This window comes from Herbiconiux daphne, from assembly GCF_024979295.1.
In the GTDB taxonomy this organism is placed as follows: domain Bacteria; phylum Actinomycetota; class Actinomycetes; order Actinomycetales; family Microbacteriaceae; genus Herbiconiux; species Herbiconiux daphnes.
In genome coordinates this window covers 82,009-103,084 of the sequence record NZ_JANLCJ010000005.1, presented here as the reverse complement: position 1 = coordinate 103,084, position 21,076 = coordinate 82,009, and the positions used below count along the sequence as shown (strand labels likewise).

The 21,076-nt window shown below is 71.0% G+C and carries 15 protein-coding genes; 7 read left to right on the top strand and 8 right to left on the bottom strand.

What is annotated here, in order from left to right; genetic code table 11:
* Positions 1-3: 3 nt before the first annotated feature.
* The 7 genes from N1032_RS14175 to N1032_RS14145 all read left to right on the top strand — a co-directional run bounded on the left by N1032_RS14175 (position 4) and on the right by N1032_RS14145 (position 7,636).
* Positions 4-1,212 (top strand): ABC transporter ATP-binding protein, encoded by a 1,209-nt coding sequence (locus tag N1032_RS14175; RefSeq protein ID WP_259539794.1) that lies wholly within the window; start codon positions 4-6, stop codon positions 1,210-1,212.
* Between the two features lies 1 nt (position 1,213).
* Positions 1,214-2,347 (top strand): glycosyltransferase family 2 protein, encoded by a 1,134-nt coding sequence (locus tag N1032_RS14170; protein ID WP_259539793.1) that lies wholly within the window; start codon positions 1,214-1,216, stop codon positions 2,345-2,347.
* 178 nt (positions 2,348-2,525) lie between these two features.
* Positions 2,526-3,668, top strand: coding sequence for a glycosyltransferase family 4 protein (locus N1032_RS14165; protein WP_259539792.1), 1,143 nt, complete (start codon positions 2,526-2,528; stop codon positions 3,666-3,668).
* A complete protein-coding gene (locus tag N1032_RS14160; RefSeq protein ID WP_259539791.1) occupies positions 3,665-4,648 on the top strand; it encodes a glycosyltransferase family 2 protein in 984 nt (327 codons plus the stop codon). Before N1032_RS14165 ends, N1032_RS14160 begins: the two co-directional genes overlap by 4 nt.
* Before the next feature lie 75 nt (positions 4,649-4,723).
* Positions 4,724-5,893, top strand: a complete 1,170-nt coding sequence (locus tag N1032_RS14155) for a glycosyltransferase family 2 protein (RefSeq protein WP_259539790.1) — start codon at positions 4,724-4,726, stop codon at positions 5,891-5,893.
* 12 nt (positions 5,894-5,905) lie between these two features.
* Positions 5,906-6,832: an NAD-dependent epimerase/dehydratase family protein gene (locus N1032_RS14150; RefSeq protein ID WP_259539789.1), complete on the top strand. Its 927-nt coding sequence runs from the start codon at positions 5,906-5,908 to the stop codon at positions 6,830-6,832.
* A gap of 9 nt (positions 6,833-6,841) precedes the next feature.
* Positions 6,842-7,636 carry a hypothetical protein gene (locus N1032_RS14145; RefSeq protein ID WP_259539787.1) on the top strand — a complete coding sequence of 265 codons (795 nt, stop codon included), beginning with the start codon at positions 6,842-6,844 and terminating at the stop codon, positions 7,634-7,636.
* A 73-nt stretch (positions 7,637-7,709) separates the two neighbouring features.
* Here N1032_RS14145 and N1032_RS14140 read toward each other — a convergent pair whose 3' ends face one another.
* The 8 genes from N1032_RS14140 to N1032_RS14105 all read right to left on the bottom strand — a co-directional run bounded on the left by N1032_RS14140 (position 7,710) and on the right by N1032_RS14105 (position 21,072).
* Positions 7,710-9,377, bottom strand: coding sequence for a cell wall-binding repeat-containing protein (locus N1032_RS14140; protein ID WP_259539785.1), 1,668 nt, complete (start codon positions 9,375-9,377; stop codon positions 7,710-7,712).
* Positions 9,378-9,413: 36 nt separating this feature from the next.
* Positions 9,414-11,783, bottom strand: coding sequence for a cell wall-binding repeat-containing protein (locus tag N1032_RS14135; protein ID WP_259539784.1), 2,370 nt, complete (start codon positions 11,781-11,783; stop codon positions 9,414-9,416).
* A gap of 59 nt (positions 11,784-11,842) precedes the next feature.
* Positions 11,843-12,712, bottom strand: coding sequence for a glucose-1-phosphate thymidylyltransferase RfbA (rfbA, locus tag N1032_RS14130; RefSeq protein WP_259539783.1), 870 nt, complete (start codon positions 12,710-12,712; stop codon positions 11,843-11,845).
* Entirely contained in the window at positions 12,712-13,323 is a 612-nt protein-coding gene (locus tag N1032_RS14125) for a dTDP-4-dehydrorhamnose 3,5-epimerase family protein (RefSeq protein WP_259539782.1), read from the bottom strand. Before N1032_RS14125 ends, rfbA begins: the two co-directional genes overlap by 1 nt.
* Before the next feature lie 9 nt (positions 13,324-13,332).
* Entirely contained in the window at positions 13,333-17,445 is a 4,113-nt protein-coding gene (locus N1032_RS14120) for a glycosyltransferase (RefSeq protein ID WP_259539781.1), read from the bottom strand.
* 110 nt (positions 17,446-17,555) lie between these two features.
* Positions 17,556-18,716, bottom strand: coding sequence for an acyltransferase family protein (locus N1032_RS14115; RefSeq protein WP_259539780.1), 1,161 nt, complete (start codon positions 18,714-18,716; stop codon positions 17,556-17,558).
* Between the two features lie 99 nt (positions 18,717-18,815).
* Complete coding sequence (rffA, locus tag N1032_RS14110) at positions 18,816-19,949, bottom strand: dTDP-4-amino-4,6-dideoxygalactose transaminase (RefSeq protein WP_259539779.1); 1,134 nt, start codon at positions 19,947-19,949, stop codon at positions 18,816-18,818.
* Positions 19,939-21,072: a glycosyltransferase gene (locus tag N1032_RS14105; protein ID WP_259539778.1), complete on the bottom strand. Its 1,134-nt coding sequence runs from the start codon at positions 21,070-21,072 to the stop codon at positions 19,939-19,941. Before N1032_RS14105 ends, rffA begins: the two co-directional genes overlap by 11 nt.
* Positions 21,073-21,076: the final 4 nt, after the last annotated feature.

Below are 21,076 nucleotides of genomic sequence, written 5' to 3'. Positions count from 1 at the left end.
TCCGTGGCTAGTCATGTCCCCGTCGTCGAGATCAACGACGTCTCGAAGCGCTTCATCATCCGCAAGGAGAAGAGCCTCAAGGAGCGCCTGGTCAACGCCGGGCGGTCGAAGCAGTTCAAAGAGGACTTCTGGGCGCTGAAGAACATCTCGCTCGAGATCGAGTCCGGCACCACCATCGGCCTGATCGGGCAGAACGGCTCGGGCAAGAGCACGCTGCTGAAGACCATCGGCGGAATCATCCAGCCCACCTCGGGCACGGTGCGGCGGCGCGGGCGTCTCGCCGCGCTGCTCGAGCTCGGAGCAGGGTTCCACCAAGACCTCACCGGGCGCGAGAACGTCTACCTCAACGCCTCGATCCTCGGGCTGTCGCGCAAGCAGACCGACCTCTACTTCGACGACATCGTGGAGTTCTCGGGCATCAAGGACTTCATCGACACCCAGGTGAAGTTCTACTCCTCGGGCATGTACGTGCGACTCGCCTTCGCGGTCGCCGTGCACGTCGACCCCGACCTGCTGCTCGTCGACGAGGTGCTGGCCGTGGGCGACGAGGCCTTCCAGCGCAAGTGCCTCGACAAGATCCGTTCGTTCCAGCGTGAGGGCCGCACCATCGTGCTGGTCACCCACTCGCTCGGGCAGATCACCGAGTTCTGCGACCGGGCCGTGCTGCTCAACCGCGGCGAGGTGCTGTTCGACGGCGTGCCGCACGAGGCCGTCAAAGACTTCCGCGAGGTGCTCGAGGAGCGCCGTCAAGACGAGGCCGAAGAGCACAACGCCACCCACGAAGAGAAGGTGCCCGTGAACAACGGGCGCATCCTCGCCACCACGGTGCACGCCGCCGGCCGAGCCGAGGGCGACCCCGTGCAGCCGGGCGACGACCTGATCGTGCGGGTGACCTACGAGCACCCGACCGGCATCGACGACTGGATCGCCGCCATCCAGATCGACAACGTGCAGGGGGTGCCGGTCTACGGCACCGCGTCGCTCCGCACCGGCCTCGAGCTGGGCACGCTGCGGGAGCCCCGCACCGTGGAGTTCGTGCTGCGCGACGTGCAGTTCGGCACCGGCAAGTACTTCATCAATTCCACCCTGATGAACAGCGAGAAGGTGCACCTGCACGACGTGCCGCAGGCGGTCTCGTTCGACGTTCCCTATTACGATCTCGCCGTCGGCCTCGTGCACGCCGTGCCGGAGATCCGGTCGTTCGGAGCCTGAGATGCCCGCCGCGGCGTCGTCGGGCCGGATCGCGGTCGCCGCGATCGTCGTCAACTGGCGGCAGCCCGATCTGACGTCGGCGGCCGTCGCCTCGCTCGAGGCGCAGACCGGGCTCGGCGACGTCGACCTGTCGGTGGTGATCGTCGACAACGGGTCGGGCGACGGGTCGGCCGAGGTGCTCGCGGCGCGGCATCCGCAGCACGCCCTGGTGGCGGTGGCCACGAACGGCGGGTTCGGAGCCGGCGTGAACGCCGGCATCCGGGCGGTGGCGGCGGAGGTGTACGTGCTGCTCAACAACGACGCCGTGGCGTCGGCGGGCTTCGTGGCGGTGCTGGTGGGGGCGCTGCGGGCGGAGCCGTCGGTGGGCGCCGTGACGGGGCGGATCGTGCTGCGGGAGCGGTATCGTGAGGCGGCGATCCCGGTCGGGGCCGAGTCCGGTTCCGGGGCCGGCCCGCGGGATGCCGGTGCGGCACTCGTGGCGGCTGACGGGGCGCGATGGGTCGTCGATGCCGAGGGTCAGGAGCTGGTGAACAGCACCGGCAACGAGGTGACCCGGTCGGGCAACGGGCGCGACCGCGACTGGCTGGTGCCCGTCGACCGTGATCGCCGGCCGGCCGGCGAGGTGATGGGGTTCTCGGGGGGCGCGGCGGCGTTGCGGGCGAGCGCGCTCGCGCAGGTCGGGTTGTTCGACGAGAGCCTGTTCATGTATTACGAAGACACCGACCTGTCGTGGCGGCTGCGGCGGGCGGGCTGGGGCATCCGGTACGAGCCGTCGGCCTCGGTGCGGCACGCTCACGCGGCGTCGACGGGCACCGGGTCGCACACGTTCCGCTTCTACAACGAGCGCAACCGCGTTCTCGTGGCCGCGAAGAACGCCCCAGCCGCGGTGCTGCTCACGGCCCTCGCCCGCACCATCGTGGGCACGGCGCGAACCCTGGCGACCGCATTCGTGGCCTCCGCTCGCGCGGGCGACGCCCCTGACGCCGGCGACACGCTCGCCGACGCGCAGCGGCGCGTGCGGTCGCTGTCGGCGGCGCTCGGGCGCCTGCCGGCCGCGCTCGGCGAGCGCCGGCGCCTCGACCGCGCTGCGGTCGTGCCACGCGCGGCGGTGGCCGCCTTCCTCGTGCGCGACTGACGTCGGGTTGCCGTCGAAAAAGCTGCAAATCACGAGGAGTGGAGCCCTATACGGCCTCGCTCGTCGTGAATTGCAGCTTTTTGGCGCACTCCGCCGACGGGCGGCGCGCTCGAAGGTTGCTCAGGTGGGCGCGGGTATGCTGGTGGTTGCTCGATTTCGGCCCAAGCAAGGACTATCGGTGAGCCCCCACACATCCGTTCTGTTCGACGCGACGTCGTTGCCGCCGAACTGGGGAGGCGTCGCCCGTTACATCCAGGGCGTGCTGGCCGGGCTCGACGAGCTCGGCGTGAGCGTGCACGTCGTGGCGAAGCCGGCCGACATCGCGCGGCTGCGGGACGCGGCTCCCGGACACCGGTACCACCCGGCTCCGGCGGCCATCAGGGCCCGCCCGGTGCGCTTCGCCTGGGAGCAGCTCGGCCTCCCCCGGCTGGCGCGCACGCTCGGCGCCACCGTCATCCACTCCCCTCACTACACGCTGCCGCTCGTGTCGCGCGCGGCGAACGTCGTGACACTGCACGACGCAACCTTCTTCACCGACCCCGAGGTGCACTCGCGCCTCAAGCGCACCTTCTTCACCTGGTGGACCAGGCGCGCCGCCGGCCGCGCCGCCGTGCTCATCACCCCGAGTCGCGCGACCGCCGACGCCGTGCGGGCGAGCATCCGCGACGTGCGGGCCGCGATGCTCGTCGCCTACCTCGGCGTCGACCCGGCGGTGTTCCACGTGCCGGCGTCTGCCGAGGTCGAACGGTTCGCGCGCGAGCACGCCCTCGACTCCCCCACGGGCTGGATCGCGTTCCTCGGCACCATCGAACCCCGCAAGAACGTTCCCGCGTTGTTGCGCGCCCACGCCCTGCTGCGCGAGCGGCTCGGCAGCGGCACCCCCACCCTCGTGCTCTCGGGCTCCCGCGGGTGGGACGAGGATGCCGCCACCCGCCTCGACGCGCTGACCCCCACCGACCTCGTGGTCGAGGCCGGCTACCTCCCCCTCGACGACCTGCCCGCGTTCCTCGGAGGCGCGAGCGTCGTGGCCTACCCGAGTCTCGGCGAGGGCTTCGGGCTCCCCGTGCTCGAGGCGATGGCCTGTGGCGCCGCGGTGCTGACGACGCGGCGCCTGTCGATCCCCGAGGTGGGGGGCGACGCCGTGGCCTACACCGAGCCCGACAGCGAGTCGATCGCCGCGGCCCTCGAGACGCTGCTCGCCGAGCCCGAGCGCCGCGCCGGCCTCGCCAGTCAGGCGGCCGCACGCTCGACCGAGTTCACCTGGCTCGCCTGCGCCCGCGTGCACCTCGACGCCTACGAGCGCGCCGGAGCCGCCGCATGACCGCCGCCGGCCCCGCCCGCCCCGCTGCCGCCGACCACACCCCTGACCCCGCCGCGCAGCCCGCAGCGGCACCCGAGGCCGCCCCGGTCGCCCCCGAGGTCGCCGTCGTCACCGTCAACTTCGACTCCGCCGTGGTGCTCGAGCCCTTCCTCGCCTCGGTCGGCCCCGCCGCCCAGCAGGTGCGGGCAGCCGTCTACGTCGCCGACAACAAGCCGGGCTCCACCCAGCGCCCCGAGATCGAGCGCATCGTCGCCGCCCACGGCGCCACCTACCTGCCGATGACCGGCAACCTCGGCTACGGCCACGCCATCAACGCCGTCGTCGCCACCCTGCCCCCCGCGACCGAGTTCGTGCTCGTCAGCAACCCCGACGTGGTGCTCGCCGCCGGCGCGATCGACGTGCTCGTCGCCACCCTGCGCGAGTTCGACGACGTGGGAGCCGTCGGGCCCAAGATCCTCGAGCCCGACGGCAGCGCCTATCCCTCCGCGCGCGCCGTGCCCTCCATCCGCAACGGCATCGGCCACGCCCTGTTCGCGAACGTCTGGCCCGGCAACCCGTGGACCCGCTCCTACCGCAACGAGATCGGCGACCACCCCGTGCGCCGCGACGCCGGCTGGCTCTCGGGCTCGTGCTTCCTCATCCGCCGCACGGCCTTCGAGCAGCTGGGCGGGTTCGACACCGGCTACTTCATGTATTTCGAAGACGTCGACCTCGGCTACCGCCTCGGGTCCCACGGATGGCGCAACCTCTACGAACCCGCCGCCGAAGCCCTGCACACCGGCGCCCACTCCACCACCGGTGAGTCCGAGCGCATGCTCGTCGCCCACCACGACAGCGCCAAGCGGTTCCTCGCGAAGAAGTACTCCGGGCCACTGCTCTGGCCCGTGCGGGCCACGCTCTCGTTCGGGCTGTCGCTGCGGTCGCTCGTGGTGCGCCGCCGCAACCGCAGGCTCGCAGACGAGGCGCGAAGGCGAGGATGAATCCGACGCTAGGGTGTTCTGAATGCCGAATCCCGTCCTGACCCGATCCGATCCGACTGGAAGGAAGGCCGACCCGTGAAGCTCGCACTGACGCTGATGGTGCGCGACGAAGCCGACATCGTGTCGTCGATGCTCGACCACCACCTCGCCCAGGGTGTGGATACGATCATCGTGACCGACAACGGCTCGATCGACGGCACCACCGACATCCTGCGCGACTACGAGACCCGCGGCCTGATCGAGTTGCGCCACGACCCACGGCATCTCAAGCAGCAGAGCCCGGTCGTCACGCAGATGGCCCGCGACGCCGCCACCGTGCACGGGGCCGACTGGGTGATCAACGCCGACGCCGACGAGTTCTTCCTGCCCGTCGACCGGTCGCTGACCCTGCACGAGGCCTTCGAGGGCATCGACCCGGCCATTCAGGCGTTCCTGGTGCCGGTCACCAATCTCACCGGCCCCGGCGCCGTCGCGGGCTCGGGCCTGCAGCGCCTGGTCTACCGCGACCTCCGCTCCGACGAGCAGCTCGCCGCCGCCGGCCTGCGCGCCCACCCCACGGCCGACGCCGTGCACATCGGCGACCCCGAGATCGACGTCATCCAGGGCAACCACTTCGTGAGCCTCGAGGGCCGCGGCTTTCCGCCCGCCGAACTCGCGATCGAGGTGCTGCACCTGCCCTGGCGCTCCTATGAGCAGTTCCGCCACAAGGTCGACGTGTCGGGCCGGGCCTATGAGAGCAACCCCGGCCTCACGCCGAGCCCCAACCACCACGGCATGCGCGACTACGCGCGGCTGCAGGCCGGCGCGCTCGAGGACTATTATCTGCTGCGGCATCCGAGCGCGGCCGAGCTCGAGCAGGGGCTCGCCGACGGCGTGTTCACACTCGAGACCGTGCTCGCCGACCACCTCACCTCCGTCGTGGCCGATGTGCCGTTCTCGCCCGAGGCCGCGGCCCGTCACGACCGCGTCGCCCCCGCTCTGCGAGACGCCGAGGTGCGCCTCGGCCGTCTCGGTGCCACCACCGCCCGTCAGGCCGAGCAGCTCGACGAGAAAGAGGCGCAGCTCGACGCCGCCACCGGGCGCATCGCCGAACTCGAAGCGCAGGTGCTGCACCTCGAGCAGGTGCAGGCCCTCACCGACAAGCACGTGGCGAACCTCGAGCAGCACCTGCACGCGGTCAACGACCGCTGGGAGGTGCGGGTGTCGAACCGGCTCCGACGAGACGGCCGACGTGTCTCCGGCTGACGGACCGGTGCGATGAAGGTCGTCGTCACCGGCGGCGCCGGCTTCATCGGCAGCAATCTCTGCAGCGTTCTCACCCGTGAGCCCGACACCGACGTGGTGGTGCTCGACGACTTCTCGTCGGGCTCGCGCGAGCACCTCGCGGCGCTCGACGTCGCCGTCATCGAGGGCTCGATCCTCGACGAGGCGGCACTCGACCGGGCCTTCGCCGGCGCGGCTGCCGTGGTGCATCTGGCCGCGATCGCCTCGGTGCAGGAGTCGATCAACAACCCGCGGCACGTGCACGAGGTCAACGTCACCGGCACCGTCGAGGTGCTCGAGGCGGCGCGGCGCGCGGGCGGAGCCCACGTCGTGCTCGCGTCGTCGTCGGCCGTCTACGGCAGCAACCCCGCCCTGCCCAAGCGCGAAGACATGCTGCCGCGCACCGAGAGCCCCTACGGCGTCACCAAGCTCGCCGCCGAGGCCTACGCCCTCACCTGGCAGCGCGCCTACGGCCTGCCGGTGCTCGCGTTCCGCTTCTTCAACGTCTTCGGGCCCGCGCAGCAGAGCACCTCGGCCTACCCCGCCGTGGTTCCCGCCTTCCTCGAGGCGGCCCTCGCCGACGAGCCCCTCATCATCCACGGCACCGGGGAGCAGTCGCGCGACTTCACCTACGTGGGCTCGGTCTGCGAGGTCATCGCCGACGCCGTGCACCGCCGCGTGGCATCCGACATCCCCGTCGACCTGGGCTTCGGGGTGCGCACCAGCCTGCTCGAACTCATCGGCCTGATCGAGGCCGAACTCGGCCACCCCGTGAAGACCGCCTTCGCACCCTCCCGCGACGGCGACGTGCTGCACTCCCAGGCCGAGGGCGCCGAGCTCGCCCGGTTGTTCCCCGCACTCGAACCGATCCCGCTCGACGCCGGCCTGGCCGCGACTCTGGCGTGGATGAGGAATCGATAGGCTTCGCGGGTGACAATTTCGAGTCGGGCGAAATCGTGGGTGAAGGCGGGCATCCGCCGACGCCTGCTCGACGGGCGCTTCCGTTCGACCGAGAAGCGGTTCGAGCCGGTCGCAGGCCGAGCGGATGCCGCCCCCGTGGCCGTTCTGATGTGCCTGTGGAACCGTCCCGACCACTTCCGCACCATGCTCGAGCTGATCGACGCCCAGGCCGACAGCCCGCCGATCGACCTCTATCTGTGGAACAACAACCGCCGCGCCCACCGTCACTACCGCGACACCGTGCGCGACTTCGCGGGCGGCGGCGCCATCCGGTCGGTGCACCTGGTGCGCACGCCCTACAACCTCGGTTCGATCGCGCGGTTCTACTGGGCGCGCCTGCTGGCGCGGCAGAAGCAGCAGCCGATCATCGTCATCGACGACGACGAGATCATCGAGCCCGGCTTCGTGCGCACCGCGCTCGACGCCTACCGGCCGAAGTCGGCGCACGCGTTCTGGGCGTTCACCATCGCCTCCGACGACTACTTCGATCGGGTGCCCGCCGTGGTGGGCGGCCCCGTCGACCACGTCGGCCCGGGCGGCATGGTGTGCGACTCCGACCTCTTTCTCGACGACACGTTCTTCACGGCGCTGCCCGACCGCTACTGGCTGCTCGACGACCTCTGGTTCACCTGGTTCGCCAAGTCGCACGGCTACACGCTCGCGAAGCTCCCGGTCGAGATCGAGTTCGTGCTGCACGACACCAACCAGCACTGGTCGCTCGGCGACCTCAAGCGCGAGTTCTACCGCGAGCTCTCGGCGCGCTGACCGCGGCCGCCCGGCCGCCGCCCGCCTCGTCAGCCCCGGCCGGCGCCTGCGCCGTGACCAGGCGCCCACATCGTCACCAGGCGCACGCCGCCAGGTTCTGCACGGCGGGCGCGAGCGACGCCGGCCCGCCGAGAACCGTCACCCGCGTCACCCCGAGCGTGGTGAGCGCGCCGAGCACCGTGCGGGGCACGCAATCGGTCGGCACCACGAACAGCGGCGCATCGAGAGCACCCGCGAGCGCCGCTCCGGTGAGGGCGTCGGGAAAGGTGACACCGGTGGCGAGGTAGGCGCTCGTCGCCCGGGAATAGGCGTCGAGGTTGATCACCACCCCGGTCGAGTAGCGGTCGGCATCCGCCAGGCGTGTCACGCCGCCGACGGCCAGGAGCGAGCTCTGGATGCCGCCGCTCACCGACAGCGGGCCCCCGGCCACCTTGATCGTCGCGCTTCCGAGGCTCCGCAGCGTGGCGAGGGTGGCCGAGTCGGCGGCACCGGCCGTGCCGTCGACGAGCAGCACCGGGCTGCCGCTGTGGCCTCCCGCTCCCCCGGCGGCGAGGGCGTCGGGAAAGTTGAGGCCCGTCGCGACATAGGCCGTGCCGGCCCCCGTCGACCCGAAGGCGGTGCGCGCGATGGCGCGCGAGACGTCGAACCGGTCGGCGCCCGCCACCCGGGTGACCGTGGGCGCGAGGGCGCGCAGGCTTCGTTCGACGTCGGTGGAGACGGATGCCGGCCCGCCGACGATCACGACGGTCGCCGGCCTCAGCCTCGAGATCTCGGCGGCCACGGCCGACGGCAGCGCGTTGCCCGCGGTGAGCAGCAGCGGGCCGCCCTGCGATGCGGCTGCCGGGCCGGCGCTCAGGGCATCGGGGTAGGTGGCGCCGGTCGCGACGTAGACCACCGGAGCGGTGCCGGGGTAGCCGCGTTGCGCGAGCGCGATCGCCACCGCGTAGCGGTCGGCGCCCGCGAGGCGGTCGGTGGCGAACGGCGAGGTGACCGGGCTGGTGGGCGCGCTCGTGCGGCTGGCGCTCTGGTAGCCCGGACGCGAGCCGGTGACGGTCACGGTGACCGTCTTTCCGACCAGCGTCTGGTCGGGCAGGAAGGAGCTCGCGGTCGCCCCCGCCACCGGTGCACCGCCCGCGTTCCACTGGAACGACAGCGACACCGGGGCCGGGCCCCACGTTCCCGCGGTGGCCGTGAGGGTCTGGGCCACCCGGGCGGTGCCCGAGATGGTGGGCGTCGGCGAGACAGTGAGCGGCGGTGGGGGCGGGTTGCTCGCGTAGGCGCCGAGGATCTGCACCCAGGTCGGGCCCTTCGGGGTGGCCGCGTAGCCGATGCCGATGCGGGTGAAGCGCCCGTCGAGGATGTTGGCGCGGTGCCCGGGCGAGGCCATCCAGGCGGTCATCACCTGGGTGGCCGAGGTCTGGCCGACCGCGATGTTCTCGCCGTTCGCGCTCCAGCCGGCCGGCAGGCGCGACGCGCGCCACTCGTTCGAGCTGTGCGTGAGCGGGTCAGGGATGGTGCCCATCCAGTTGGCCCACTCCTCGGCGGCGGCTTCGATCTGCGCGTCACGCACCAGCGGCGGCAAACCCGCCGCCGCGCGCTCGGAGTTGACCCGGTCGAAGACCTGGTCCTCCTGTGTGTCGGCCTTCGCCGGCGACGCCGGGGCGACGACGAGCCCGAACAGCCCGGCCGCCACCGCGACGAGGATCGACGAGACGGCCGTCATGAGACGGCGGTGTCGCATGCCCACCACCTTGCCACCGGGCGGCGCCCGAGGGAACTACCAGCTGCACGCCGAGAGGCTCGCGACCGACGCGTTCAACGAGTTGACGCCGCCGAGCAGCACCACCTTGCTCGCCTTCATGGCGCTGATGTCGGCGATGACGCCGCGGGGAACGCAGTCGGTCGGCACGATGTAGAGCGGGGCGTTGCCCTTGCCCGCGAGCGCCCCGCCGGCCAGGGCGTCGGGGTAGTTGAGGCCGGTGGCCAGGTAGATCGTGCTGCTCGTCGAGTAGGCGGCCCGGTTGATCGCCTGCGACGCGGTGAAGCGGTCGCTGCCCGTCAACCGGGTGACCGGCCCGAGCACGGCGAGCGAGTTCTCGACGCCGGTCGAGACGGAGTTCGGCCCACCGGCGATGGTGGTCTGCGTGGTGCCCATCGCACGGAAGAGGTCGAGAGTGGCCTGACCGGCGGATGCCGCCCCCGGCCCGTTCACCAGCACGATCGGCACGCGTTGTGAGCTGGCAGCCGAGCTCACCGACAGGGCGTCGGGAAAGTTGGTGCCCGTCGCCACGAAGCTCTTGGCCGTGGTGCCGAACGCGAAGGCCGCCACGGCGCGGGATGCCGCGAACCGGTCGTCGCCCGCGATGCGCGTGGCGTCGGGCACGAGCGCGGCGAGCTGGGCGAAGACGGCGTCGTTGACCGAGAAGGCGCCGCCGACGACCACGAGTTTCGCGGGCTTCAGCCGGGCGATCTCGGCCGACACCACCGGCAGCAGCTGATCGCCGGGGGTCAGCAGCAGCGGGCCGCCCTGCTTCACGGCCGCCGGCGCGGCGCTCAGCGCATCCGGGTAGTTGCTGCCCGCAGCGACGTAGACGACCGGAGCGGTGCCCGGGTAGCTGCGCTGTGAGATCTTCACCGCCACGTCGTAGCGGGTGGCCCCGTCGACGCGCTCGACGGTCGGGCGGGTGGGCAGCAGCTCGTAGCTGTCGCTCACCACCGGCGAGTCGGTGACGTCACCCCAGTGCGAACCCACGGTGAACGTGTGCTTGCCGGTCTGCAGGGCGGCCGGGATGGGCAGCGACCACTGGCCGCCGGCGCCGGGGGTGACGCTGTAGGCCGTTCCGTCGATGGTGACGACCACACGGTGCCGCGGCCCCGCGTTCTGGAGGGTGCCGCGGATGGTGTCGCCGACGAACGACGGCCGCACGTAGGTGGGCTGGGCGAGCTGCACTCCCAGCTCGAAGGTGGGCAGCGCCGTGGCCACGCTGGGCGAGCCGTCGGTCGTGAGCAGCGGGAAGAAGGCGGTGATCGCGTTCGGCTGGCTCGCCCGGTCGCAGTTGTTCACCCAGTCGCCGGCCGACCCCAGCCCGAAGGCGCTGTTGCCGATCATGGCGGCGCTGCCGCTGTCGCCCGGCAGCGCGCACACGTCGGTGAGCGTGAGGTTGACGAACTGCGGCACGCCCGCGCGGTTGTAGACGGGATAGGACTCGTTGACCACGAGGATCTCGCCGCAGGTCCACCCCGTGGTGCGGCCCGACTTGCACATCGGCGACCCCACCACACCGGTGGTGAGGTCGGTGACCGTCACCGGGTTGCCGTCGCCGAGCGCGCCGGCGCCACCGCCCCACGTCGACACCGTGGGCTGGGTTCCCCAGGCCGGCGAGACGCCCACGGCGCCCACGTCGGCTCCCCCGCCGAACTTGTACTGGTCGGCGATCGGCGCGCCGATGATGCCGCCGCGGGAGGGGGTCGAGCCGGCCGACGACTGCTTCGACTCGTAGTAATAGGTGCCGTCGGCGTGGTCGGGTTCGATGCAGTGCCCGGATGTCACGAACTGCAGTTGCGGGTAGGCCTTGTAGCGCCCCGTGAAGCCGACCGAGCACACCCAAGTGTAGCCCTCGGCCAGGAACTGGAAGCCCTGACCGCCCACGATGTCGGCGAGCGCCTCGAGGTGGCGGTCGGAGTAGTCGGTCGCGGGCGGCTCGCCCACCTCGGCTGTCGCGCCGAGGGATTGCACCGTGGCGGCATCCGTGTCGTTCGCGACGTTGACGACGAGGGTCGTGCCCTCGAGCCTCGACCCGAGCAGGTTCATGCCGCTCGCCTGCAGCGCTTCGACCACGTCGGAGGCGTCGGCGGCCGCGTTCGCCCGGGCGAGGTATTCCTCGGGGGTCTCGCCCAGGTCGCGCTCGACGGCGGTGGCGAGCTCCCCGGGCAGCTCGGCCGCCTCGCTCAGAAACTCCGCGGCCGGGTAGTCCGACATGCGCGGCAGTTCGGTGGGCGCGACCTCGATCGGCGGCTCGTCAGCCGCCGTCGCCGCGGCCGCGGGGCCGCTCAGTCCGGAGGCGACGACGAGGGCCGCGGCAGCGAAGGCGACGACCGCGAGGGAACGCAGACCGCGCCGGCGAGGTCGGGAACTGAGGGAGCGCACGCTCACACGCTAGGGCCTCGAGCGCCTGCCGCGAGGGAGCCACGCCCCGAGTGGTGGGGTCAGTCGTCGGCGGCGATGAGGGTCTCGAGGTAGGCGCCGTAACCGCTCTTCACCAGCGGTGCCGCGAGTTTCGCGAGCTGCGCGGTGTCGATCCAGCCCGCGCGCCACGCGATCTCCTCGATGCAGCCGATCTTGTAGCCCTGCCGGTCTTCGATCACCCGCACGTACTCCGAGGCCTGCATCATAGACTCGAACGTTCCGGTGTCGAGCCAGGCGGTGCCGCGGTCGAGCACCTGCACGTGCAGGTCACCGCGCTCGAGGTAGCGCTCGTTCACGGTCGAGATCTCGAGCTCGCCGCGCGCCGAGGGCTCGATCGACTTCGCGATCTCGACCACCGAGTTGTCGTAGAAATAGAGGCCGGGCACCGCGTAGTTCGACTTCGGCTGAACCGGCTTCTCTTCGATCGACACCGCCGTGAAGTCGTCGTCGAACTCCACCACGCCATACGCCCGCGGGTTCGCCACGTGATAGGCGAAGATGCGGGCGCCGTCGATCTCGTCGTTGCTGCGCAGGCTCGAACCGAGCCCCACACCGTGGAAGATGTTGTCGCCGAGCACCAGGGCCACGCTCTCGTCGCCGATGAACTCCTCACCGATGATGAACGCCTGCGCCAGGCCGTCGGGCGAGGGCTGCACCGCATATTCGATGCGCATGCCGAGCTCGCTGCCGTCGCCGAGCAGCGCCTTGAACTGCTCGTTGTACTCCGGGGTGGTGATGATGAGCACCTCGTTGATGCCCGCCATCATCAGCGTCGACAGGGGGTAGTAGACCATGGGCTTGTCGTAGATCGGCATCAGCTGCTTCGAGATGCCCTTCGTGATCGGCCACAACCGCGTGCCCGACCCGCCCGCCAGAATGATTCCGCGCATCAGCGGCCTCCCTCGTTGAGCGACGCGTAGAACGCCTTCGCCTCGTCCCACGTGGGCAGCAGACCGGATGCCGCCGCCTCGGCGAGGCTCGGGGCATCCGTGTCCTTCGGCGACAGCAGCAGGTTGCCGGCCTCGTCGGGGAACCGCAGCTCGATCTCGGGGTCGAGCGGATTGATGCCGTGCTCGCGTTCGGCCGCGAACGTCGAAGTGACGAGGTAGGAGACGGTGGCGTCATCCGTCAGCGCCACGAACGCGTGCCCGAGGCCCTCGGCGAGATAGATGCCCCGGCGGTCGACGTCGTCGAGCAGCACCGAGTCCCACTGGCCATAGGTGGGCGAGCCCACCCGGATGTCGACGACGAAGTCGAGCACCGCACCGTGGGTGGCCGTGACGTACTTCGCCTGCGACGGCGGGATGTCGGCGAAGTGGATGCCGCGCACGACACCCTTCTTCGACACCGACGTGTTCGCCTGAGCGAGGTCGAGCGAGTGGCCGATCTCGGCTTCGAGCTTGTCGAAGCGGTACCACTCGAGGAACACGCCCCGATCGTCGCCGAACTGCTTCGGCGTGATCTCGTAGCTGTCAGGAATACTCAGTTCGCGGAATTGCACGCACCGAGTCTAACCAACCGGCCGCTCTTCCCACTCCACGGGCCCGTCGGCGCCCGGCGAGCCCGGCGCAGCAGCGTCGGCGTCATCGACCTGGAACTCGAGGATCTCCGCGAGCGCCTGCACGAGCCGCTCGCGGCCGAACACGCGGTCGACGTGGGCCCGCGACTGGTCGGAGATGCTCTGCCACAGCTCGCGATCGCGGTGCAGCCGCACTACGGCGGCCGCGAACTCCTCGGCGGTGTCGGCGACGATGCCGGTTCGGCCGTCGTCGACCTGCATGCCCTCCGCCGCGAGCGCGGTCATCACCACCGGCACCCCGTGCGCCCAGGCGTCGCCGACCTTGCCCTTCACACCGGCGCCGTAGCGCAGTGGCGCGATTGACACGATGCTGCGGGCGTGAACGGGAGCGACATCCTCGACCCAGCCGAGGTAGTCGATGCCCGGATGCGGCACGTCGAGCAGATCGCTGGGCGGAAAGCGCCCCACGACCGAGAGGTGGGCCGAGGGCACCTGCTGTCTGACGAGCGGGAACACCTCGCGCACGAACCAGCGGATCGCGTCGGCGTTGGGGTTGTGCTGAAAGCTGCCCACGAAGGTGATCTCGGTGCGCGGCAGCGCTTCGGACACCGGAACGCTGTCGTGCGAGTTCGAGAGCACGTAGACCGGCTTCTGCGGCTCCAGCTGCTGCAGCACGCTGCGCTCGAACTCCGAGACGACGAGCGTCAGATCGGAGGCCCGCACGATCGCCAGCTCGAGCTCGCGCATGGCGTGCACCGACTTCGCGTTGCCGCCGGCGGCGAGATCGAGGCGCCGCTGCTCGCGCAGGAAGTGGAGGTCGACCGTGTCGAACGCCAGCGGCACATCGGGCAGCACCTCGCGCACGTGACGGATGTAGGTCGAGGCGACCGTCGCCCGCGAGAGCACGACCAGCGCCACCACGTCGCGGATCGCCTCGAGGTGCGCCCAGATGTCTCCCCAGCCGTACCAGACCAACACGCCGAGCCGCTGCAGCTCGGCGGTGTAGGGCTGCGCCTGGTCGCGGTTGTCGGGAAGGAACACGACGTCGTAGCCGAGTTCGATCATCGTGGTCATGAGGCGTTGCATGCGCAGCGACCCGGAGTCCTCCCGCCAGCGCGGCACCATGTGGTCGACGATGAACACCGTGCGGCGCCCCGATCGCCGCATCGAGGCCACCGTGGCGACCGACGGATCGTTCTCGAACTGGCCCTCGAGTTCGACCGCCCATTTCTCGAGGAACTTCTCGCGGTTGATCGCCTGGTATTTCTTGGTGCCCGAGGCCTCGTCGGTGCCGTGCGAGATTCCCTCGTGATGGATGACCGTGGAGCGCGGCTCGTAGACCACCGTGAGCCCGTGGCGCCGGGCCTCGAAGGCGAGGTCGGTGTCTTCGTAGTAGGCCGGCGCGTAGCGCTCGTCGAAGCCGGGCACGACGTCGAGCAAGGCGCGGGTGATCAGGATGGCGGCGCCCGAGCAGTAGTCGACCTCGCGACGGAAGTTGTATTCCGGCGCGTTCGGGTCGCCGTAGCGGCCGTAGTTCCAGCCGCTCGCGTCGCGGAAGATGATGCCGCCCGCCTCCTGCAACCGCCCGTCGGGGTAGACGAGTTTCGCGCCCACGATGCCGGCTCCCGGCAGCTCGGCCGCGTCGAGCAGGGCGTCGAGCCAGCCGTGGGTCACCTCGGCGTCGTTGTTCAGCATGACCACGTGACGGCCGCGGGCCGCACGGATGCCGGCATTGGCCGCCCGGGTGAAACCGGCGTTCTGCGCCAGAGCGACGACGCGAACGCCCTCGAACTCCTCGAGGCGGGCGAACGAATCGTCGGGCGAGGCGTCGTCGACCACGATCACCTCGAACGACTCACCGTTGTGGCAGCGGATGAGCGAGTGCAGGCAGCGCTCGGTGAAATCCCACTTGCCGTGGATGGGGATGACGATGCTGACGAGCGGCACGTCGGCCGTGGGCATGGCGAACCGGGGCGGCGCGGGCACCGCCGCCGGCGCGCGACGCACGGTGCGTGCCGCGACACCGACCGCCCGGAGGCTGCGCTCGTAGAGACCGCGGCGGTGCGTGCCCCACGGCGCCAGCCGGTCGAGCCGGCGGCGCGAGAACGCGAGGGCCCGGAACGCGCGAGACGACTGCAGGGCCTGCAGCTCGCTGCGGGCGACGAACGTCTCGTCCTGGCTCTGGTGCAGCAGGCGGGCACCCTCGCTGCGGGCCGTGCCGAGCTCGTTCTCGGCCGCGCGCAGCTGGAACTCGGTGTCCTGGTGCCGGATCTCGAGCTCGGTCACCCGCTGCGCCGTGGCGAGCAACTCGGATTCCAGCCGCAGCACGGCGGCCTCCGCGGCCGCGCGTTCGGCCGTGAGCTCGCCGGTCACGGTCGCCAGCTGCTGCTCGGTCTCGGCGAGCTCGGCGGCGAGGTCGACCAGGCGCCCCTCCGCGCTGTTGAGCACGTCGTTCACTCGCAGTCCGAGCGGCCCGGCGATGAGGTCGGAGTCGAGCATGCGATCGAGCTCGCTCTGCCAGAGCCCCACGGCGTCGGGCCCGGCGAACCGGGTGGTGACCTCCGCCTGGAACCGGGCCTCCGCCTCGACGGCGGCGCTCACCCAGGCCCCCGACGGGTCGAGACCGGCCAGTGCTCCGAGACCCACCACGAGCTCCCGGATGCGGCCGTACTGCGGCCACACCTCGGGGGCGGTCGTCGACGCGAGCTGGGTGCCGAGCCACAGCACCCCGCGTTCGATCACGAACTCGACGCGGACGTCGGGCGACCGGAACTCGATGTCGATCAGCCGCAGCGCTCCGGATGCCTCCACCCGCACGTTCTGCGGAATGGCGTCGATCGGCACTCCCTCCGCGTCGACCGACGCGTCGACGAGCTGCCTCCAGGCCGTCAGCAGGCGGCGGCGCTCGTCGTCGTCGGCGGCCACGAAGACCTCGTCGAAGGCGCGGCCCGCCACGAACTCCGACTCCGCCATCTCGGTCGAGATGAGGGGCGAGGGGTCGGCCGCGAACGATCGCGAGAACCGCACGGTGTCGCCCTCGCGCCACACGGTGGTCGAGGCCGAGGCGTCGCGGGTGCGGTCGCGCGAGAAGAAGCGCGCGAGCGTGGCCGACGGCCAGAGCGCGTCATCGGCGGCCTCGGCCGTCGCGATCACCACGAACGAGTTGGCGAAGTCGCGCCCCACCCCCGCGTCGACGAGGCTGCGCCAGAGCAGCCCTTCGTCGACGAGCGCCACCCGGCGCCCGGCGGTGTCGGGGCTCGGGAACGACGGGATGCGATGGAGCAGCTCCGTGGCGGCATCCGGAACGTCGTCGAAATCGAGCACCACACGAGCCGACGTGTGATCGGGGAAGGCGCCCAGGGTGCGCGAGGTGAGCCCGGCCTGCTCGAGCAGCACGAGGAGCTCGGCGCGGCTGAACGAGCGGGCGCCGGTGCCGCGAGGGTAGTCTTCGAGGCCGTCGAACAGCCGCCCGGTGTGATCGTCGGGTGCTCCGGCGAGGTATTTCACGCCGAGCTTGTTCTCGATGGCGAGCACGATGCGGCCGCCTGTCGCGAGGCGCGAGGCCGCTTCGCGCAGGAAGGCGACGTAGGGCGCGCGATCGGCCGAACCGTGGCCGACGTGTTCCAGCACGTCGACCATGACGATCACGTCGTAGGCCGGCTCGGCCGGCAGATCGGCGAGAACGCCGGCGAACACCTCGACGTTCGCGAGGTCGCGGGTGCGCTCGCGGGCGACCGCCGCGCGGGCGTGCTCCGTCTCGAGCGCGTCGACCACCGCCACCGTCTCACCGAGGTAGCGCGTGATGGCGCCGTACCCGGCGCCGATCTCGAGCACCCGGGCTTCACGGGGCAGCGCCAGGGCCCGCAGCACGTTGGCCCGGGACGGGTCGACGTGACGGCGGTGCAGCGACCCGGCAGCGATGGCGGCTTCGAGCAGCTCGGTGCTTGCCGCGCTCAGGTCTCGGGCGCTCCGCACGATCGGCAGCAGAGCATCGTCGGCGTGCTGGTCGGGGGCGCTGTCGTCTTCGTGCGGGCCGAGCGGCCGAACACCGGAGGCGTCGGCGTGCGCGGCGATTCTGCGCGCGGGTGTGAGGTCGGTGGTCATCGTGCAATCCCTTTGATCAGGTGTGGTCGAACAACGGGAACCAGGGTCTCCACCGTGTCAGGCGGCATCAGCATAGCGAATTCACATTTCCTTGTTTGAGACCGGTCGTCTCATGCCACGAGAGGTTCCGGCAGCGCCTTGACGGGCCCTGTACGCACCCTGGTCGCGCGCCGAAAAGCGTTTGTGAGTGGCTGCTCGACGGTGCGCGCGAGCACGAAGCCCGCGGTGGGGGCGAGCACCAGCGAGGCGACGAGCAGAGCCGCCGCGTGATCGGTGCCGAACGTCTCGGCGAGGGTCTGCTGGATGGGGAAGCCGGTGAGGAAGGCGCCATAGGTCGGATTGCCCCAGCGCCCGGCCGCCGACACGACCGGGATCGGTGCGGAGCCGATCGCTGCGACCGCCACCGGCACCAGTGCCCAGTCGGCGAGCTGCAGCTGCGCCGGCAGCCAGAGCTGCACGACGGCGAGCAGCGCGGCGGCGGCGACGCCCCACCGCACGCGGGGTGCGCCGACCAGCTCGCGCAGGGCCGCCGCGAAGAAGAATGCCGGCCACACCCGCAGCACGTCTTGCGGAGCACTGCCCCACACCGAGAAGGTCGCGAGCGCGGGCAGCTGCGACGCCACCGCGGCGACGATGCCGAGCACGATCCACAGGGCGCCACGGGCCGGGCGCGCGGGCAGCACGGCCACCACCGGCACGAAGAAGTAGCACGCGAACTGGGCCGGCAGCGACCAGAGCGAGCCGTTCACGGCGAAGGGATAGTGGTTGTCGGCGAACACCCCGGGCAAGAAGTAATGCGGGTTGAGCGCGATGTTGCCGAGGTAGGCCCAGGTCTCGGGCGATGAGAAGTAGAGCTCACCGTCGAGCGTCGTCGTCAGCGGGCCGAGCACGAACACCGTGAGCAGCACGACGATCGCGAGCGGCGGGAAGATGCGCACCACTCTCGCCCCCGCATAGACGGCGAGGTTCGGTCGGCGCTCCCAGCTTTGCACCAGCAGGAATCCGCTCACGGCGAGCAGAACGTAGATGCCGAGCGGCGGCAGCGTCTGGAACCAGGACGTCTCGGCGTCGCCGCCGAAGATCGGGCCGGAATGCCGCAGCACCACGAGCAGCGCGCCCGCGACCGTGAGCGCCGTGAAGGCGTTCGGTCGCCGGCGCGGATCGGGCGCGGGCCGGGTGATCATGCGGGTGCGGCTCCCTGCGGTGGCGGCGACCGCCGCTGCGGGCGGCACCGGGCCGCTGCTCGACAGTCGTAGTGAAGCCGTCAGCATAACCGACGGAGGTTAACCGATGTTAATCAGTCGTCAGGTCGGCCGGGGCACGGCCACGCGCACGGGCACTGGGCAGCCCGCGCTCCCCGCTGTCACGCCTCAGCGGTACGACCGCACGCCCTCGATCACGCGCTCGACCTGCGCATCCGTCATGCCGGCCCAGAGCGGCAGCCGCACGAGGCGCGACGAGAACCCTTCGCTGCGGTCGAGCGGATGCGCCGTGCGGCCGAAACGCCGGCCGGCGGGCGAGGAGTCGAGCGGCACGTAATGGAAGGCCGCCCGGATGCCGAGACCGCGGAGGTGCTGGATGAGCCCCGACTGCCCCTCGTGGTCGGGCATGAGCGCATAGAAGAGGTGCGCGGTGTGCTCGAGGTTCGGGTCGTCGGACATCAGGCGCACCTCGGTGTCGTCGGCCCAGTCGCCGAGACCGTCGGCATAGGCGTTCCAGACCCGGTTGCGCGCGGCCTGGATGGTGTCGAACGAGGCGAGCTGGGAGTCGAGCACGGCGGCGTTGAGCTCGCTGAGCAGGTAGCTCGAGCCGACATCCTGCCAGGTGTACTTGTCGACCGCACCGCGCAGGAAGCGGGCGCGGTTGGTGCCCTTCTCGCGCACGATCTCGGCGCGCTCGACGTAGCGCTCGTCGTTGATGAGCAGGGCGCCGCCCTCGCCGCAGTGCACGTTCTTGGTGTCGTGGAAGCTCTGCGTGCCGAAGGCGCCGACGGTGCCGAGCCGGCGCTCCCCGTCGCGGCCGCCCAGGCCGTGGGCGTTGTCTTCGATCAGCGCGATGCCGGCGCGCTCGGCGATGCCGACGACGGCGTCGAGGTCGACCGGCACCCCGCCGTAGTGCATCACGGTCACCGCCTTGGTGTGCGGGGTCAGCGCCTCGGCGACCTGCTCGGGGTCGATGTTGCCGGTCGAGAAGTCGATGTCGACGAACACCGGGGTCGCTCCCCGCAGCACGATCGCCGTGGCCGCGGAGGGGAACGTGAAGCTCGGCAGCACGACCTCGTCGCCGGGGCCGAGATCGAGCAGCAGCGACGCCATGTCGAGGGCGTGCGTGCACGACGTGGTGAGCAGTGCCTCGGACGCCCCGGTCACCACCTTCAGCCGGGCGGTCGCCGTCGCGGTGAAGGGGCCGTCGCCGTGCGAGTGGTCCGACCGCAGAACCGTGTCGAGGTTCGGCAGTTCGTCGGGCGTTCGCAGCGGGCGGCTGAAGACGATCTCATCGGGCACCGGGGTGGTTTTCCGTTCCGTGGGGAGCGACGGTCGGTTCGGGCCGGACTGCCTGTGGTTCAGCGGGGTCGAGGTAGGGGATGGTGGCCGTGTCGGCCGAGCGCATGGTCTCGGGCGTGACGGGTTCGTCTTCGGGCATGATCGTCTCGGGGTCGTCGACCACCAGATAGAGGGGCCGCCCCATCGCCACGTTGAGCGACACCCCGATGTATTCGGCGATCACTCCGAGCGACACCAGGATGGCGCCCGAGCAGAGCAGGATGACGACGATGAGCGACGCCCAGCCCGCCGTCTCGGGCTCTTGCCCGACGTTCGGCGACGCGATGATGTAGATCGCGATGATCACGCCGATCACCGCGATGATGCCACCGAGCACGCTGACGAAACGCAGGCCCGTGGTGCCGCTCGTGAGCACCATGCGCCAGAAGTAGGCGAAGAGGGCCGGCAGCGAATAGCCCGACACCCGTCCGTCGGCGGTGCGCAGGCGGGTCGGCGACGTGGCCACCCGGTTCGTCACCCAGCTCAGCGCGACGTCGAGGTAGACGCCGGTCGCCGCGAACCCCGCGAGTTTGCGGCCCACGTCGCCGCGCACGAGACGGTAGCTCTGGAACTGGCTCGCGTCGGGCAGGCGGAACGCGGCCCCGAGCATCCGCTTCGACGACCGCGACGCGGCCGCCCGGAACAACCCGTGCGGGCGCTCGTTGGTGAAGCGGGCGTAGACCACGCCCGCCCGCTCGCGGATGGCGGTGTCGAGGAAGGCGCCGATCGAGGCGGGGTCGTGCTGGCCGTCTTCGTCCATCGTCAGGATCCAGCGGCCCTTCGAGGCCGCCATTCCCGCGATGGTGGCGGCGTGCTGACCGAAGTTGCGGCTCAGCCAGATGATGCTGACGAACGGATACTGCACCTCGAGCGTGCGCATCACGATGTCGGAGTGGTCGGGGCCGTTGTCGTGCACGAGCAGCACTTCCGAGACGCGGTAGGCGACGCCATCGGGCGTGCGCGCCCCGCGGGTGTAGGGCTCGAGCTCGGCCACGACCGCCGCGAGGGTGCGTTCGCCCTGATACACGGGCACCACGACCGAGATGGAGTACACCGTGGAAGCGGTCGCGTCGACATTGTCCACGAGA